14 protein-coding genes and 1 tRNA gene are annotated in these 15412 nt (G+C 61.5%); 2 read left to right on the top strand and 13 right to left on the bottom strand.

All coding sequences use genetic code 11. From position 1 onward, the window contains the following. Positions 1 to 2 precede the first annotated feature (2 nt). From ACESYO_RS04590 to ACESYO_RS04570, 5 genes are all read right to left on the bottom strand, one after another. Entirely contained in the window at positions 3 to 698 is a 696-nt protein-coding gene (locus tag ACESYO_RS04590; RefSeq protein WP_087327425.1) for a hypothetical protein, read from the bottom strand. Between the two features lie 72 nt (positions 699 to 770). Then, positions 771 to 1463 (bottom strand): hypothetical protein, encoded by a 693-nt coding sequence (locus tag ACESYO_RS04585; RefSeq protein WP_087233670.1) that lies wholly within the window; start codon positions 1461 to 1463, stop codon positions 771 to 773. A 356-nt stretch (positions 1464 to 1819) separates the two neighbouring features. Beyond that, positions 1820 to 1896 (bottom strand) — tRNA-Met (locus ACESYO_RS04580). Between the two features lie 121 nt (positions 1897 to 2017). Further along, positions 2018 to 2707, bottom strand: coding sequence for a DUF4830 domain-containing protein (locus ACESYO_RS04575; protein ID WP_373209457.1), 690 nt, complete (start codon positions 2705 to 2707; stop codon positions 2018 to 2020). Positions 2708 to 2808: 101 nt separating this feature from the next. Then, positions 2809 to 4167 carry an MATE family efflux transporter gene (locus tag ACESYO_RS04570; RefSeq protein WP_373209458.1) on the bottom strand — a complete coding sequence of 453 codons (1359 nt, stop codon included), beginning with the start codon at positions 4165 to 4167 and terminating at the stop codon, positions 2809 to 2811. A gap of 450 nt (positions 4168 to 4617) precedes the next feature. Here ACESYO_RS04570 and ACESYO_RS04565 point away from each other — a divergent pair, with 450 nt between their 5' ends. Together ACESYO_RS04565 and ACESYO_RS04560 are read left to right on the top strand one after the other, a co-directional pair. Next, on the top strand, positions 4618 to 5304 hold the full coding sequence (locus ACESYO_RS04565) for a response regulator transcription factor (protein ID WP_058962763.1): 687 nt from the start codon (positions 4618 to 4620) through the stop codon (positions 5302 to 5304). Between the two features lie 12 nt (positions 5305 to 5316). Next, positions 5317 to 6843, top strand: coding sequence for a sensor histidine kinase (locus tag ACESYO_RS04560; protein WP_058962764.1), 1527 nt, complete (start codon positions 5317 to 5319; stop codon positions 6841 to 6843). Positions 6844 to 6928: 85 nt separating this feature from the next. Here the strand turns inward: ACESYO_RS04560 and ACESYO_RS04555 are convergent, their stop codons facing one another. The 8 genes from ACESYO_RS04555 to ACESYO_RS04520 form a co-directional block, all read right to left on the bottom strand. Further along, positions 6929 to 7159: a sporulation initiation factor Spo0A C-terminal domain-containing protein gene (locus tag ACESYO_RS04555; RefSeq protein WP_058962765.1), complete on the bottom strand. Its 231-nt coding sequence runs from the start codon at positions 7157 to 7159 to the stop codon at positions 6929 to 6931. A gap of 58 nt (positions 7160 to 7217) precedes the next feature. Then, on the bottom strand, positions 7218 to 7568 hold the full coding sequence (locus ACESYO_RS04550; protein WP_058962766.1) for a helix-turn-helix domain-containing protein: 351 nt from the start codon (positions 7566 to 7568) through the stop codon (positions 7218 to 7220). 184 nt (positions 7569 to 7752) lie between these two features. Then, positions 7753 to 8940, bottom strand: coding sequence for a molecular chaperone DnaJ (dnaJ, locus tag ACESYO_RS04545; protein ID WP_058962767.1), 1188 nt, complete (start codon positions 8938 to 8940; stop codon positions 7753 to 7755). 159 nt (positions 8941 to 9099) lie between these two features. After that, positions 9100 to 10929, bottom strand: a complete 1830-nt coding sequence (gene dnaK, locus ACESYO_RS04540; RefSeq protein WP_058962768.1) for a molecular chaperone DnaK — start codon at positions 10927 to 10929, stop codon at positions 9100 to 9102. A gap of 77 nt (positions 10930 to 11006) precedes the next feature. Next, positions 11007 to 11612: a nucleotide exchange factor GrpE gene (locus ACESYO_RS04535; RefSeq protein WP_283128458.1), complete on the bottom strand. Its 606-nt coding sequence runs from the start codon at positions 11610 to 11612 to the stop codon at positions 11007 to 11009. Then, the gene (hrcA, locus tag ACESYO_RS04530; RefSeq protein WP_276870007.1) at positions 11609 to 12637 is read right to left on the bottom strand and encodes a heat-inducible transcriptional repressor HrcA; all 1029 of its coding nucleotides are present in this window, start codon (positions 12635 to 12637) and stop codon (positions 11609 to 11611) included. The genes ACESYO_RS04535 and hrcA overlap by 4 nt, the downstream gene beginning before the upstream one ends. 219 nt (positions 12638 to 12856) lie before the next feature. Continuing rightward, a complete protein-coding gene (locus ACESYO_RS04525) occupies positions 12857 to 13399 on the bottom strand; it encodes a stage V sporulation T C-terminal domain-containing protein (RefSeq protein WP_058962771.1) in 543 nt (180 codons plus the stop codon). A gap of 128 nt (positions 13400 to 13527) precedes the next feature. Beyond that, complete coding sequence (locus ACESYO_RS04520; protein WP_058962772.1) at positions 13528 to 15285, bottom strand: ABC transporter ATP-binding protein; 1758 nt, start codon at positions 15283 to 15285, stop codon at positions 13528 to 13530. Positions 15286 to 15412: the final 127 nt, after the last annotated feature.

Genomic DNA, 15412 nt, shown 5'->3' with positions numbered 1-15412 from the left:
GATCAATTTGCATCACCTTTCTTTTTCTCAAAATTCAAAATCGCATCACCGTACTTGGCCAGAAGCAGAGCGCAGATAATCAGGTGGAACGCCTCATCTGTGACCAATTCGGGGGATGCGAGATCGGCAATGGTAATGTTTTGGCTGCCGGTGGAAATGGCTTTGGCCGCCTGATAAACGCTGTAAAGCTCCGGCTGGATGCCGGCCAGCCGGAGGGACTGGAAATCAAATCCGCAGGCATCAAACTTCCAGATCATCCTGCGCCAGATATCGTCGTAGGCTGTCAGGAGAAACAGTGCGGCCTGGTTGCGCTGCGACAATCGGCGGCAACGTGTTCGCCAGTGCATCCAACGGCTACGGTGTTCGTCAGAATGGAAGGCTTGCAGAGGATATGGGTAGATCTCCTGTGCCAACCGTTTCCAAAGCCTCATTCTCAGCTTGCCACGGAGGCAGTCCTCAATTACTTTCGCAAGGCTGAGCGACCCGGTCTCGATTCGTTCCCCCAGGCAAGTGCATTCACACAGCGGGCAGGGATTTTCCTTTGAGTAGTTTGTGCAGTACTGGCAATCGACATCTTCAGACTGATAGTGAAATGTAGGTCGGCGTAGGCCGTGACCTCTGGGCTTGAAATGGGGCGGGGTCATCATCATCTGCTCCATCTGGTATAAGGGGGTATCTCTCATGAAGTAGCGCGTCATGGGTGGTGTGCTCCTTTCGGTGAAATAAAAAAGCGCCGGAGTCTTATTTCTAAAACTCCGGCGCTCGGTGTATTACATGGTCAGTTCCTGGCTTTGAGAATCCAAGGAGTGCTGCTCCTGCTCTCGCATGCGCTCCAGGATGTTGGGCATTCCACGTAGGATCTGTTCCTGAACACTTTTAATGCATTGTTCCTGGTCGACAGTCAAATCAACTCCGGCATCCAGTGTGTCGGTGCAGCATCGATAGATTTCGGTGAGCTGTGCTTCGTTAAAAATCAGCTGTTTGGAGACGAGACCGGCACGGATGGCGAAGTCCTGCTTGGCTCCCGTATAGTTATCCTGAAAGTAATGGCCTTGGTTGAGACCTGTGCGGTCACAGCTCCAGTCCCATGTGACGAAATGGACGCCAAGCCGGGTGGGGTGGGCAGCCAGCACTGTGCCGTTGAAGTCGGCCAGCAGGCGGTAGTCGCCGGTCAGGCTTTGGGCCTGCAGGGGCGGAGCCTGTTCCAGCAGCGTCATGTACTCCCGCACTGTGCAGGCCAGATCAGTGACTCGCTCACAGGCTCGTTCCCGTTCCGCCGTTGCCACATCCTCCTGCCAGTAGCGAACCCCTCCGCCCTCTGTGATCCGGCAGAGGGGGAGACCATCCCATTCCACCGGGAGAAGATCATCCTGCTCCGGCTGCGTGGTGAAGCCTTCCCGGCCAAGCACCGTGCAAAGTTCTCGGTAAAATTGTTCTCTATCCATCTTGTTGTGATGCTCCATCAGAAAGACCTCCAGTCATTTCAATTTATACGCCCGCGCAAATAAAAAAAGCCGCCACCTGAATATAGGTGACGGCCACAGAACTTCAGAACGAAGTGGATTGTACTACATTTTGGTACAATCCACTTCGTTCACAAAAAATTAACAAAATATTTTTTGGAGAACACGAATTATTTCCGTATTTTCACCTCGAAAGCGGGCTGAAAAGCGCCGGGATTTAGTTCAAGTCCTCACCCCATAGGGGAAAGGCCGGATGATATCTTTTTCTTGTGCAGTAAAATTTGGACACGAAAAAAGCCCGGAAACCGCATGGTTCCGGGCTTTTTCGGTGCGATATCTTTTTTGGTCGCACAATGTGGTTGCGGAGGCTGGATTTGAACCAACGACCTTCGGGTTATGAGCCCGACGAGCTACCAGGCTGCTCCACTCCGCGCTATTTTGTTTGCCCTCTTGCTGAGTGCTTATATATAATAGCATACGGAATCGGGGTTGTCAAGCCTGTTTTTTTATTTTTTTTAATCCGCTCTTTTCTGCCGCATGGGGCCGGGCAGTTCTCATTCCACCGGCTCCGCCCCCACCTGCGCCAGATCAAACTCCACAATTTCGTCGCCGCTGGCCTGCTGGGCGGCGCTATCCGTCGGGGGCTGGGTCTGCACCTCGCCGTCCGCCGAGGCCTGGGCGGCTCCTTCCCCGAAGCCCGCGGCGGTCTGGGCCGCCTGTTCATCGGTCAGGGGCGCGGGGGTGGCCGCGGCGTTTGCCAGCCCCAGCACCTCGCCGGAGGGCTCGTTCAGCAGGTAGGCTCCCACCGGCTTTTCCTTATACACCAGCAGCACACACTGGCAGGTGGTGTCGCCGCCCGACCGGGCCGGGCACTCCACCAGCCATTTTTCCACCGTTTTTCCCTTGCTGTCCGCCAGATCGAAGCCGCTCTCCTTCACCACCGTGTTGAAGGCGGAAAAGCTTTCGTCCCACTTTTTGGGGATCTTCACCTTATCCACCGTGGCGGTGGTCAGATCCACCTCCAGCCCGAAGCACTTGAAAAAGGCGGCGATGTCCTCCGAGCCGGTGATCTGCCCGGGCACGGCGGCCCCGCTCACCGCGGCCGAAGCGCTGGCCTCCAGCGCGCCGTCCCCCGCGTGGATGAAGCCGCTCACCGCCAGCACCGCCCCCGCCAGCGCAATGCCGCACACCGCGGCGGCGCCCAGCCTGCGCAGGCTCTTTTTGCCCAACGTCAACACAAACATTGTCTGGATCCCTCCTCCATGAACTGCTCTTCGGTCATGCGAAGCACTGGTTCATAGATATGTGCCGGATCCTTAAAATATGTGCCCACGGGGCGACCGGTTCAACGGGCGGCAGTCTGCGGCCGGGTTTGCGCCCGCCCCAGCAGGATGCGCACCTCCCGCCACAGCGCCACCGCCAGCGGAATGGCGCTGGCCGTCCAGGCAAGGGGTGCGGCCGAGCAGGCACCGGCCATGCCGAACGGGGCGGTGAGCAGCAGCGCCGCCACCATGCGCATGGCCATTTCCACCACGCCCGCGGCGGTGGGCACCGCGCCCCGGCCAAGGCCCTGCAGGCTGAACCGGCAGATATACAGCACCGCCAGCGAGCAGTAGCCGATGCCCACCATGATCAGGTAGATATGGGCCAGCCGGGCCACCTCGGCCTGCCCGGGCAGGAACAGGCCGGCCAGCTGCCGCCCCAGACCGATGCTCACCGCGGCCGCGGCCACGCTGTATCCCAGCGCCATGGTCAGGCACTGGCGCAGGCCCAGTGCAATGCGCCGGTAATCCTGTGCGCCGTAGTTCTGGGCGGTGTAGGTGGCCATGGTGGTGCCGAAGGACACCAGCGGCATGGTGAACACACCCTCCAGCCGGTTGCCTGCGGTGAAAGCGGCCACCGCATCCGCTCCAAGGCCGTTCACCGCCGCCTGCAGAATCAGGGTGCCGATGGAGATCAGGCAGGTCTGAAAGGCCATGGGCAGGCCGATGCGCAGATGCGCCCACACCTCCGCCGGGCCGGGCAGGAAATGCCGGGGGCTCAGCTTCAGCTGGGGGAACCGGCGGCCGATGTACCACAGGCACAGCCCGCCGCTCACCAGCTGGGCCGCCACCGTGGCCAGCGCCGCCCCCTGCACCCCCATGGAAAACCGGGTGATGAGCAGAATGTCCAGCACGATGTTCACCACGCTGGCCGCCACCAGAAAATAAAGCGGGGTGCGGCTGTCGCCCAGGGCCCGCAGGGTGTTGCCCAGCAGGTTGAACAGCAGCGAGGCGAACATGCCCCCGAAGATGATGGAGATATACGCCTGCGCCTGGGGCAGAATATCCGCTGGGGTGCGCAGCAGCTCCAGCAGCGGGCCGCACAGCGCCACCGCCGCCGGGGTGATCAGCAGGGTGGCCAGCCCGGTGAGCAGAATGGCGCACCCGTAGCTGCGGCGCACGCCCTCGGCATCCCGTGCGCCGGTGCGCTGGGCCAGCACCACCGAAAAGCCGCTGGTCAGCCCCTGGGCAAAGCCCAGAATCAGAAAGCTCAGGCTGCCGGTGCAGCCCACCGCCGCCAGTGCCTGGGCTCCCAGCGCCCGCCCCACGATCAGGGTATCCGCCATGTTGTAAAGCTGCTGAAACAGGTTGCCCACAAACAGCGGCAGCGCAAACAAAAGGATCAGCCGTGCCGGGTTGCCCCGCGTCATATCCTGACTCATTCCTCGTCCCTCCTCCGCCCTGTTCACCGGGCGAACCATCTGGATCTTTTTTCCTTTTTCTTCCCGCTCCGGCCACCTCTTTTCGGTGGGTGGGGCGTTCATTCCCCCACATTGTACGCCCCCTGAAAGGCTCCGTCAATCAAGCGCCACGAATTTTTTGCTCGGCTTTCACATTTTGTCCACACCGCTCCCCTATTATGGTAATATAAAGGTAATACCGCGCAATTCCAGATGGTGGAGCGCGCCGGAAAATTTTTTGTGATGTGAACCAAAAAGCACAGCCAATCCTTTGTGGCCTGGCGAGCATTTTTGGAAAACAGCACGGAAAATTTTGGCGCGATACGCCGCCTGAGCCGGCAGGCGTGAATTGTGCGGTGTTACCGGGAGACAGAACTGCGGCTCCGGGCTTCCCCGGCCGCTTTTGCAGAAATTAACAGGAGGTAATCTTTTATGCCGAAAATCCTGATCGTAGACGACGAACCCCGCATCCGGGACCTGATCCGCGCCCATCTGGAGCACGAGAACTTCACCTGTGAGGAAGCCAGCGACGGCGGCGCGGCGCTGGCCGCTCTTTCGCTGGGCGGCATCGACCTGGTGATTCTGGACGTGATGATGCCCTTTGTGGACGGCATGACCTGCCTGCGCCAGATGCGCAGCCGCAAGATCGACACACCCGTCATCATGCTCACCGCCCGGGGCGAGGAATACGACAAGCTGGCCGGTCTGGAGGGCGGCGCGGACGATTATGTGGTCAAGCCCTTCAGCCCCCGGGAGCTGGTGGCCCGGGTGAAGGTGGTGCTGAACCGCACCCTGCCCAAGACCGAGGCCGAGGGCGGCGTTTACACCTTCGGTGGCCTCACGGTGGACTCGGTGAGCCACAGCGTGAAGATCGACGGGCAGGAGGCGTCCCTCACTCCGAAGGAGTTCGATCTGCTGGTGTTCCTGGCCACCAACCGGGGCATCGCCCTCTCCCGCGAGAAGATTCTGCAGAAGGTGTGGAACTACGACTACTACGGCGAGGATCGCACCGTGGACACCCACATCAAGATGCTGCGCAGCCATCTGGGCCGCTATCGGGACGCCATCGTCACCGTCTGGGGCATCGGCTACAAATTCGACCCGGAAGCGGTCAAGTAAGGAGCGCCGTTTATGGCAAAAACCAAACCCCATTTTTTCAGCCTGCGCTACCGGCTGATGATGTTTCTGTGCCTGGCCAGCGCCTTTGTGCTGATTCTGGTATGGGTCTTTGTGACCCACTTCATGCAGCCGCTGTACAACCACTACATCTACAAGCATCTTCTGAATCAGGTGAACACGGTGGTGTCCATCATCGAGTCCTCCACCGAGCCCATCAGCACCCGCAGCCTGCCCATTCTGGACGCGCAGGTGAGCAGCAGCTTCGAGGCCTCGCTGCTTTCGGCCATCCAGAGCCGCAAGCTGGACGCCTCCAACACCTGCTTCGATCTGGCGGACTCCACCCTCCAGCATGTGACCGGCTTTGAAAACCTGTATCCCTGCCTTTTGCACGAGGCCTCCTTCACCACCTCCATCAACGGCAAGACCTCGGTGTGGAACGGCAGCGTGGTGGAAAGCCTGCGGGCCACGGTGCTCAGCCAGGGCTTTGTGAAAAAGGAGCTGGTGGTGGACAAGAACGCCTCCACCCGGCAGATGGCGGTGGGCCGCGTGGCCAAAAACGGCGACGAAACCTACTCGGTGATCTTCTGCACCAGCCTGGCCCGCATCGACGAGGCGGGCGTGGTGCTGGGCCAGCTGATGCCCTGGATTTTTTTGTGCCTGATGGCCTTCTCCATTGTGGCGTCCTGGCTGTTCAGCCGCTGGTTCACCAAACCGCTGACCAAGCTCTCCCACGCCACACGGCAGCTGGCGGAGGGCGACTACTCGGTGCGGGTGAACGTGCCCGAAACCGATGAGATCGGCCTGCTGGCGGCGGACTTCAACCACATGGCGGGCGAGGTATCCCGCGCCGCACAGCTGCAGCGGGATCTGCTGGCCAACGTGAGCCACGATCTGCGCACTCCGCTCACCCTGATCAAGGGCTATGCGGAGACGGTGCGTGACCTGACCGGCGACAATCCGGAGAAGCGCACCGCCCAGCTGGACGTGATTGTGGACGAGACCGACCGGCTGAGCGGGCTGGTGAACAGCGTGATGGAGCTTTCCAAGATGAGCAGCGGCACCGACAAGCCGGAAAAGGTGCGGTTCGACCTTTCCCAGCTGTGCGAAGAGGTGGCCCAGCGGTACGAGGCGGTGTGCGCCCAGAACGGCTACACCCTGAAGCTGGAGCTGCCGGATCCGGAAACCGACTGCACCATCTCGGCGGGCCCGGCCATGATGGAGCGGGTGCTGCACAATCTGCTGGGCAACGCCATGCACCACATCGGGCCGGACAACATCTTCATCCTGCGGGTGAACGCCCCGGAAAAGGGCACCGTGCGGGTGGAGGTGGCCGACCACGGCGCGGGCATCGCCAAGGAGGATCTGCCCTATATCTTCGACCGCTACTACCGCAGCCGCAGCGACGCGGGCAAGGTGGGCACCGGTCTGGGGCTTTCCATCACCAAGGCGATTCTGCAAAGCCACGGCTTCCGCTTCGGCGTGAACAGCACGCTGGGCGAGGGCTCCTGCTTCTGGTTCGAGGCAAAGGATCAGGGCTGACGGCCCCTTCCCTGTTTTTCCTGACCCACTGACGCAAAATGCCCCCCGCGCCCGGGGTTTCCGGGTACGGGGGGCATTTTTCTGTTCATCCGGCAAGGGTGCCGTTTTTCTGCATCAGCGCGGCCAGCTGGGGGATCAGCTCCTCCGGGGTGGGGCGCTCGCCCCGGAAGGTCATGCCCGCCCACACCGAGCCGGGCATTCCGCCGTTCTGTTCCCATGCCCGGTCAATGGCCCGCTGCATCTCCTGCCTTACATGCTCCGGGGTGGTGCCGTTGCGCCGTGCGATCTCTTTCAGCATTTTCTGAAAATTTGCCATCGTTTCTTCCTCCGCTTTTTTCAATTTCGACCGGTTCTCTGGAATAAGTATATATTTTTCAGACATCAGAATTTCGATTACCCTGTCGACGAAAGGAAAAAAACAACGCACTCACCGCATTCAGCACCCTCTGCTTTTCCTCCCGCGGCAGGGTATCAATGGCATCCGAAAGCTCACAGGCCACCCCGCTGGCCGCCCGATCCACCACATCCACCAGCAGGCTGTCCGCCGAGACCTGCAGCACATTGGCAATGGCCACAAAGGTGTCCATCCTGGGAATTTTCGTTCCCCGCTCGATCACGCTCACATGGGTGGGGCTGATATCCACAAGGGCGGCAAGCTCTTCCTGCGTCAGATGCTTTCGTTCTCTCGCGGCCCGGATCCGCTGGCCCACTGCCTTTGCGTCCACGCTTTGCCCCCTCCTTCAGAACGGAATTTTGTTCTAAAGATAGTATAAATTGACAGCCTGCCCGCATACAGAAGCCAAAGAACGAACGCTCGTTCCAAAGAGCAACAAAACGGATAAAATCCCCTTTTCCCAACAAAAAAGCACCCGTTCCGGAGCATTTCCGGAACGGGTGCTTTGCATTTGTTTACTTGTTCTTGTCGAACAGATCCTTCAGGTTCTTGAAGAAGCCCTTGCGCTGCTCGTAGTTTTCGTCCCTGAGGGTCTCCTCAAAGGCTTTCAGCGCCTCGCGCTGGGCCTTGTTCAGCTTTTTGGGAATCTCCACGTTCACCTTCACATACTGGTCGCCACGGCCGCGGCCGCCCAGATACTGGATGCCCTTGCCGCGCAGCCGGAAGGTGGTGCCGCTCTGGGTGCCTTCGGGCACGGTGTATTCCACCTTGCCGTCCACGGTGGGAACCACCACGGAGGCGCCCAGCACCGCCTGACTGAAGGTGATGGGCACGTTGACCCATACGTCGTAGCCGTCCCGCTCGAACATGGGGTCGGGCCGCACGGTCACGATCACGATCACGTCACCGGCGGGGCCGCCGTTCACACCGGCGTCGCCCTGGCCGCGCAGCGCGATGCTCTGGTCGTCGTTGATGCCGGCCGGGATCTTGACCTCCAGCGTCTTTTTCGCGCCCACCTTGCCGGTGCCGTGGCAGTGGCCGCAGGGGGTGCTCACGATCTTGCCCTTGCCGCCGCAGCGGGAGCAGGGCTGGCGCTGCTGCATGACCATACCGCCCATGCGGATGTTCCGGTTCACATAGCCGGTGCCGTGGCAGTCCGGGCAGGTCTCGGGGCTGGTGCCCTTGGCCGCGCCGCTGCCGCCGCATTCGGGGCAGGTATCCTGCTTGTTGATGGTGATGGTCTTGGTGCAGCCGTGCACGGCCTCCATGAAGCTGAGCACCAGGCTCACCCGCACATCCGCGCCCTTGCGGGGGGCGTTGGGGTTGGCCCGGGCGCCGCCGAAGCCGCCGCCAAAGCCGCCGCCGAAGATATCACCGAAGATGTCGCCCAGATCCACGCCGCCGAAGCCGCCGCCAAAGCCGCCGAAGCCGCCACCAAAGCCGCCCGCGCCGCCGGCGCCTGCGCCGTAGCTGGGATCCACGCCCGCAAAGCCGAACTGGTCGTACCGGGCGCGCTTTTCCTTGTCGCCCAGAACCTCGTAGGCCTCGTTCACTTCCTTGAACCTGGCCTCGGCCTCCTTGTCGCCCGGGTTCAGGTCCGGGTGATACTTTTTGGCCTGCTTGCGGTACGCTTTTTTCAATTCATCGTCGCTGGCGTTCTTCGCAACGCCAAGGACCTCGTAATAATCGCGTTTGTCTGCCATAAATTTCTCACCTAAAAGCCCGCCGGGCGGGCCCCTCATGTAAAATCACCGGGGCGATACGCCGTATGAGGCGTTCGCCGTGAATGGTGTGGTGTTGCCTGAATCGCACAACCAGAAATTGCCGCCCCAGCCTGGGCCGGGGCGGCTGAGAGTATTATTTTATACCTCTTTGAAGTCCGCGTCAACCACGCCGTCGTCGGGCTTGCCGCCGTTGGCAGCGCCCGCGTCCGCACCGGGCTGTGCGCCCTGAGCAGCCTGCGCGTTCTTGTACAGCTCCTCGCTGATGGCGTAGAAGGCCTTCTGCACAGCCTCCTGCTTTGCCTTGATGGCCTCGATGTCGGTGCCCTTCAGAGCTTCCTTCAGCTCAGCCAGCTTGCTTTCCACTTCGGCCTTCTTGGAGGCGTCCACCTTGTCGCCCAGCTCGTTCAGGGTCTTTTCGGTCTGGAACACCAGCTGATCGGCGCCGTTGCGGGTGTCGATCTCCTCGCGCTTCTTCTTGTCCTCGGCGGCAAACTGCTCGGCCTCACGAACGGCCTTGTCGATGTCGTCCTTGCTCATGTTGGTGGAAGCGGTGATGGTGATGCTCTGCTCCTTGCCGCTGCCCAGATCCTTGGCGCTTACATGCACGATGCCGTTGGCGTCGATGTCGAAGGTAACCTCGATCTGAGGCACGCCACGGGGAGCGGCGGGGATGCCGTCCAGCTTGAACATGCCCAGGCTCTTGTTGTCGGCAGCCATCTCACGCTCGCCCTGCAGCACGTTGACTTCAACGCTGGGCTGGTTGTCGGCGGCGGTGGAGAAGATCTGGCTCTTCTTGGTGGGGATGGTGGTGTTGCGCTCGATGATCTTGGTGCAGACGCCGCCCAGGGTCTCGATGCCCAGGCTCAGAGGAGTAACGTCCAGCAGCAGGATGCCGCCGACCTCCTTGTTCAGCACGCCGCCCTGAATGGCAGCGCCGATGGCAACGCACTCGTCGGGGTTGATGCCCTTGAAGGGCTCGCAGCCCATCTCCTTCTTAACGGCTTCCTGCACGGCGGGGATACGGGTGGAACCGCCCACCAGCAGAACCTTGCCCAGATCGCTGGGGCGCAGGCCGGCGTCCTGCAGAGCCTTGCGTACGGGAACCATGGTGCGCTCCACCAGATCGGCGGTCATCTTGTCGAACTGGGCGCGGGTCAGGGTCATATCCAGATGCTTGGGGCCGGTAGCGTCGGCGGTGATGAAGGGCAGGTTGATGGCGGTGCTGGGCACGCCGGACAGCTCGATCTTGGCCTTCTCGGCGGCTTCCTTCAGGCGCTGAGCAGCCATCTTGTCGCCCCGCAGGTCGATGCCGTTCTCCTTCTGGAACTCGTCGGCCATCCAGTCGATGATGCGCTGGTCGAAGTCGTCGCCGCCCAGGTGGGTATCACCGTTGGTGGCCAGAACCTCGGTCACGCCGTCGCCCATCTCGATGATGGACACATCGAAGGTGCCGCCGCCCAGGTCGTAAACCATGATCTTCTGGTCGTTGTCCTTGTCGGCGCCGTAAGCCAGAGCCGCAGCGGTGGGCTCGTTGATGATACGGCGCACGTTCAGGCCGGCGATGGTGCCGGCGTCCTTGGTGGCCTGACGCTGGCTGTCGTTAAAGTAAGCGGGCACGGTGATCACGGCCTCGGAAACGGTCTCGCCCAGGTAGGCCTCGGCGTCCGCCTTCAGCTTGGCCAGAATCATGGCGCTGATCTGCTGGGGGTTGTAGTCCTTGCCGTCGATGGAAACCTTGTAGTCGGTGCCCATGTGACGCTTGATGGAGCTCACGGTGCGCTCGGGGTTGGTGATGGCCTGGCGCTTGGCCACCTGGCCGACCAGACGCTCGCCGGTCTTGGTGAAGCCCACCACACTGGGGGTGGTGCGGGCACCCTCGGCGTTGGCGATCACAACGGGCTCGCCGCCCTCGATAACGGATACACAGCTGTTGGTAGTACCCAGGTCAATACCAATAATCTTGCTCATAATCTATTCCTCTCCTTCTCGAATCGTATCAGAATGAAGTTGATTGTTTTTATCAAAAAGCCGGTTGGCTTTTCTGCTTATTCAGCCACCACAACGGTAGCATGGCGGACGACCTTGTCGCCCAGTTTATAGCCCTTCTGGAACACCTGCACCACGGTGCCGCTCTCCTGCCCTTCGGCAGCGGGCTGCTGCATCACGGCGCTGTGCACCTCCGGGTCAAAGGGAAGGCCCAGTGCGGGGATCTCCTCCACCTTGAGCACCTTGAAGGCAGCGGCCGCTTTGTCCAGCGTCATCATCACGCCTTTTTTGTAGTTCTCGTCGGTGGTGGGGGCGTTGGCCGCCATGTCCAGCGTATCCAGAATGGCCAGAATCTGGCTCACCGCGAAGCCCACGCCGTTGTTGAAGGCGGCGTCCTGCTCGCGGGCGGACCGCTTGCGGAAGTTTTCGTACTCGGCGGCGGTGCGCAGCAGCTGATCCTTGGCGGCGCTCAGCGCGGCCTCGGCGGCAGCGGCTGCTGCCTTTGCGGCCTCCAGCTCGGCGGCCAGATCCTTTTTCTTTTCCTTGCCGTGCTTTTTCGGCTCCTGCCCGGCGTTTTCTTCCGGGGTGCCGGTTTCAGCGGCTTTGGTTTCCTCCGCGGGCTGCTCTTCGGGCTGCTGCGCGGGGTTTTTCATCTCTTCGCTCATGTATTGTCCTCCTGCGCCTTGCCGGCCATACATTCGCCGAGCTTCAAGGCATAATATTCCAGAATGGGGATCAGCTGTTCAAAGGGCATCCGTACCGGGCCCAGCAGCGCGATGGCTCCCGTGAGCCCGCCGCCTGCCAGATACCGCTTGCCCATCACACAGAGGCCGGGCATGGGGTTTTCCATGTCCTCCCCCAGCAGCACCGAGGTGCGGCCGGTGGGCGGGGTGATGAACCGGCCCGCCTTTTCCTGATCGGCGAACAGCTCCAGCACACCGGGCAAACAGCCCTCCAGCTGGGGCCAGCGCAGCAGATACTGCTGGCCCTCCAGATAGGTGCGGGCCTTGGCGGCCTCACACAGCAGCGCCGCGGCGGCCTGCACCACCGGATACAGCGCCGGGCCCTTTTCGCCCATGCTGGCGGTCACAGCCGCCAGCCGCTGGGCGCTCAGATCCGCCGGGGCCACAAAGGCCAGCCCCCGGTTCAGGGCCATGGCAACCAGCTGGGCGTCCTGCCGGGAAAAACCGGTTTCCAGCCGGGCCACCCGGGTGCGTACCCCGCCAGCACTGGTCACGCCCAGCACCGCGGCGGAATACCGGCCCACCTGCACCACCTCGAAATGGGCGATGCGCAGATCGTCCGACCGGGGGGTGGTGGCGGCCACCGTGTAACCGGTCTGCTCCGCCAGCGCCTTGGCCGCGCCCTCCGCCAGCTTATCCGGCTCGTAGTCCAGCCGGGCGAACACCTGATCGATCTGGGCCTTCTGGCGGGCGCTCAGCCCCGCCTTGGGCTGCATCAGATGATCCAGATAATACCGGTAGCCCTTGGCGCTGGGCACCCGGCCCGCGCTGGTGTGGGGCTGCTCCAGCAGGCCCAGCTTGGTGAGGGCGGCCATCTCGTTGCGCAGCGTTGCGCTGGAGACCGCCATGTCCAGATACTGGCTCAAAAGACCCGAGCCTACCGGTTCGCCGCCCTGGGTATACAGGGCAACAATCGCTTCCAGCACGCGCTGCTTTCGATCATCCATCGGCACAGGTCCTCACCTCTTTTTGTTCTTTGTTTAGCACTCTATGTTCCCGAGTGCTAAGTCTATTTTACTCCATTTTATACGGCTGTCAAGGGGGTGCGCAAAAATTTTAAAAGTTTCATGCTTTGTTCACAATCTGCCATAATTCCCCTGCTTGGGCAGGGCAAAACAAAGGCTCCCGCCGCCCCGCAGGGGCGTGGGAGCCGAAAAACTGGCGCTTCAGGCCTCCACCTGCTTTGCCAGAAAGGCCGCCGCAATCTGCAATGCGGCCTGCTCCGGCTCGCCGGGGCGGGCGCTCTTGTCAGCCGAGAGCAGCAGCACCGCGCCGGCCACATCGCCCCCGGCCAGCAGCGGGCAGGCGGCAAGAATGTGCCGGTCGGCCCCCTCGCAGGGGAACACGCACTCCTCGGCCTTGCCGCTGTGCCAGAAGGGCTTGCGCCGGTCCATGATGCGCTCCAGCGGGATGCTCACGCCCCGCTCCTGATACTCCCGCTTTGCTGCGCCGGCGGCGGCGATGATGCTGTCCCGGTCGCAGACCAGCGCGGTCAGGCCCAGTATTTTGTGCAGGGCCTCGGCGTACTGGGCGGCAAAGCCCGCCAGCTCGCCCATGGGGGAATACTTTTTAAAGATGACCTCCCCGGCGCCGGTGGTGAAGATCTCCAGCGGGTCGCCCTCCCGGATGCGCTGGGTGCGGCGGATCTCCTTGGGGATCACCACCCGGCCAAGATCGTCGATGCGTCTCACGATTCCTGTTGCTTTCATGGCAGACTCCTTTTTGGATTGGTATTGTAATTCGTAGTATCTGCCAGAATTTCCAGTTTATGCACCCGCAAGCGAAAAAAGCCCCCGGGCGGCGAACTGCCGCCCGGGGGCTCTGCTCAAAACGTTATTTATTCCGCGCCTACCATGCCGTTCCACAGCCGGTAGTACACGCCCTGCTTTGCCAGCAGCTGTTCGTGGGTGCCCTCTTCCTCGATGCCCTCGGCCCCCAGCACCAGAATGCGGTCCGCATGCTGGATGGTGGTCAGCCGGTGGGCGATGGTCAGGGTGGTACGGCCCCTGGCCAGCTTCTCCAGGCTCTTGCCCACCAGCACCTCGCTCTCGTTGTCCAGCGCGCTGGTGGCCTCGTCCAGAATCAGGATGGGCGGGTTCTTCAAAAATACCCGGGCAATGGAGATGCGCTGCTTCTGCCCGCCGGACAGCTTCACGCCCCGCTCGCCCACATAGGTATCGTAGCCGTTTTTCAGCTGGGTGATGAACTCATGGGCGCCCGCCAGCTTTGCGGCGGCGATCACCTCTTCCCGGCTGGCGCCCACCTTGCCGTAGGCAATGTTCTCGTACACGGTGCCGCTGAACAGATACACATCCTGCTGCACCACGCCGATGGCCCCGCGCAGGCTCTTCAGGGTCACGCTGCGCACGTCCTGATCGTCGATCAGGATGCGGCCGCTGGTCACATCGTAGAACCGGGGAATCAGGTTGCACAGGGTGGTCTTGCCGCCGCCGGAGGGGCCCACCAGCGCCACCTTTTCGCCTGGCCGGATGGACAGGTTCACATTCCGCAGCACCTGATTGTGGTCGTCCGGGTATTCAAAGCTCACATCCTCCAGCCGGATGGCGCCCTCGGTCACCGTCAGGGGTCTGGCGTCCGGTTCATCGAAGATTTCCACGTCCGCGTCCATGATCTCGCAGAAGCGCTCGATGCCGGTCATGCCCCGCTGGAACTGCTCGGCAAATTCCACAATGCGGCGGATGGTGGCGATGAGGGTGGTCACATACAGCATATAGGCCACCATGTCGCCCGGATCGATCTTGCCGTATACCAGAAACAGGCCGCCGGCCACGATCACCACCAGATACATCAGACCGTCGAACAGGCGGGTGCTGGTCTGGAAGGCGGCCATGTAGCGGTAGCTCTGCTTCTTGATGGCCTGAAAGGCGGCGTTGTCCTTCTCAAATTTTTCCTTCTCCACTTCCTCGTTGGCGAAGGCCTTCACCACCCGCTCGCCCAGCAGGCTGTCCTCAATGCGGGCGTTCAGCTCACCGATCTGCACCCGCTGGCGGCGGAAGGCCGCCCGCACCTTCAGGTTGATGAAGGTGGACACCACCCCCATCAGGGGCACGCAGGCAAAGAGGATCAGGGTCAACGCCACGCTGGACTGGCACAGAATCACGAAGGAGGCGGTGATCTTGATGGCCGCGATGAAGAATTCCTCGGGGCAGTGGTGGGCGAACTCGGTCACATCGAACAGGTCGTTGGTGATGCGGCCCATGATCTGGCCCACCTTGGTGTTGGAATAATAGGTATGGCCCAGCTTCTGCAGATGGGCAAAGGCATCCCGGCGCATGTCGGTTTCCACATACACGCCCATCACATGGCCCATGTCCGCCATGTAATAGTTGGCCGCGCCGTCGATGAGCCGCAGCACCAGATACACGGCGCCCAGCTGCAGCACCACCTGAGCGGTGAGCGCCGCCAGATCGGTGGTGGCGGTGTTGGTCAGGTAGCGCATGATCAGCGGCAGCACCATGTCGCACAGAGTGGTAAGGGCCGCGCAGAACAGATCCAGCAAAAGGATATGCCGGTACTTGCGCAGGTAGGGCCAGAAGCGCCGCATCAGGCCCTGCTTTTTGGCTTGGGTGTTCATAAGTTATTCTGTCCTCGTCTTTGTTGGATTTTGGGGAATTACACATAAAAGGGGCTGTTGCAAAACGGAAGTTGAGCAACAGCCCCCACTTTTTGTGAAAAGCAGGATCGGAAGAGACTTTTTCAAG

This window comes from Allofournierella massiliensis, from assembly GCF_964241245.1.
GTDB classification, from domain to species: Bacteria; Bacillota; Clostridia; order Oscillospirales; family Ruminococcaceae; genus Allofournierella; species Allofournierella massiliensis.
The sequence above is the reverse complement of the archived record's forward strand: the minus strand, read 5'-3'. Positions and strand labels throughout refer to the sequence as shown.

Coding starts and splice junctions, on each gene's coding strand:
- ACESYO_RS04575 (WP_373209457.1), bottom strand. CDS start 2,707: ATGTTTGTGTTGACGTTGGGCAAAAAGAGCCTGCGCAGGCTGGGCGCC.
- hrcA (WP_276870007.1), bottom strand. CDS start 12,637: ATGGATGATCGAAAGCAGCGCGTGCTGGAAGCGATTGTTGCCCTGTAT.
- dnaK (WP_058962768.1), bottom strand. CDS start 10,929: ATGAGCAAGATTATTGGTATTGACCTGGGTACTACCAACAGCTGTGTA.
- ACESYO_RS04555 (WP_058962765.1), bottom strand. CDS start 7,159: ATGGCAAATTTTCAGAAAATGCTGAAAGAGATCGCACGGCGCAACGGC.
- ACESYO_RS04565 (WP_058962763.1), top strand. CDS start 4,618: ATGCCGAAAATCCTGATCGTAGACGACGAACCCCGCATCCGGGACCTG.
- ACESYO_RS04525 (WP_058962771.1), bottom strand. CDS start 13,399: ATGAAAGCAACAGGAATCGTGAGACGCATCGACGATCTTGGCCGGGTG.
- ACESYO_RS04590 (WP_087327425.1), bottom strand. CDS start 698: ATGACGCGCTACTTCATGAGAGATACCCCCTTATACCAGATGGAGCAG.
- ACESYO_RS04520 (WP_058962772.1), bottom strand. CDS start 15,285: ATGAACACCCAAGCCAAAAAGCAGGGCCTGATGCGGCGCTTCTGGCCC.
- ACESYO_RS04560 (WP_058962764.1), top strand. CDS start 5,317: ATGGCAAAAACCAAACCCCATTTTTTCAGCCTGCGCTACCGGCTGATG.
- ACESYO_RS04585 (WP_087233670.1), bottom strand. CDS start 1,463: ATGGAGCATCACAACAAGATGGATAGAGAACAATTTTACCGAGAACTT.
- ACESYO_RS04535 (WP_283128458.1), bottom strand. CDS start 11,612: ATGAGCGAAGAGATGAAAAACCCCGCGCAGCAGCCCGAAGAGCAGCCC.
- ACESYO_RS04570 (WP_373209458.1), bottom strand. CDS start 4,167: ATGAGTCAGGATATGACGCGGGGCAACCCGGCACGGCTGATCCTTTTG.
- dnaJ (WP_058962767.1), bottom strand. CDS start 8,940: ATGGCAGACAAACGCGATTATTACGAGGTCCTTGGCGTTGCGAAGAAC.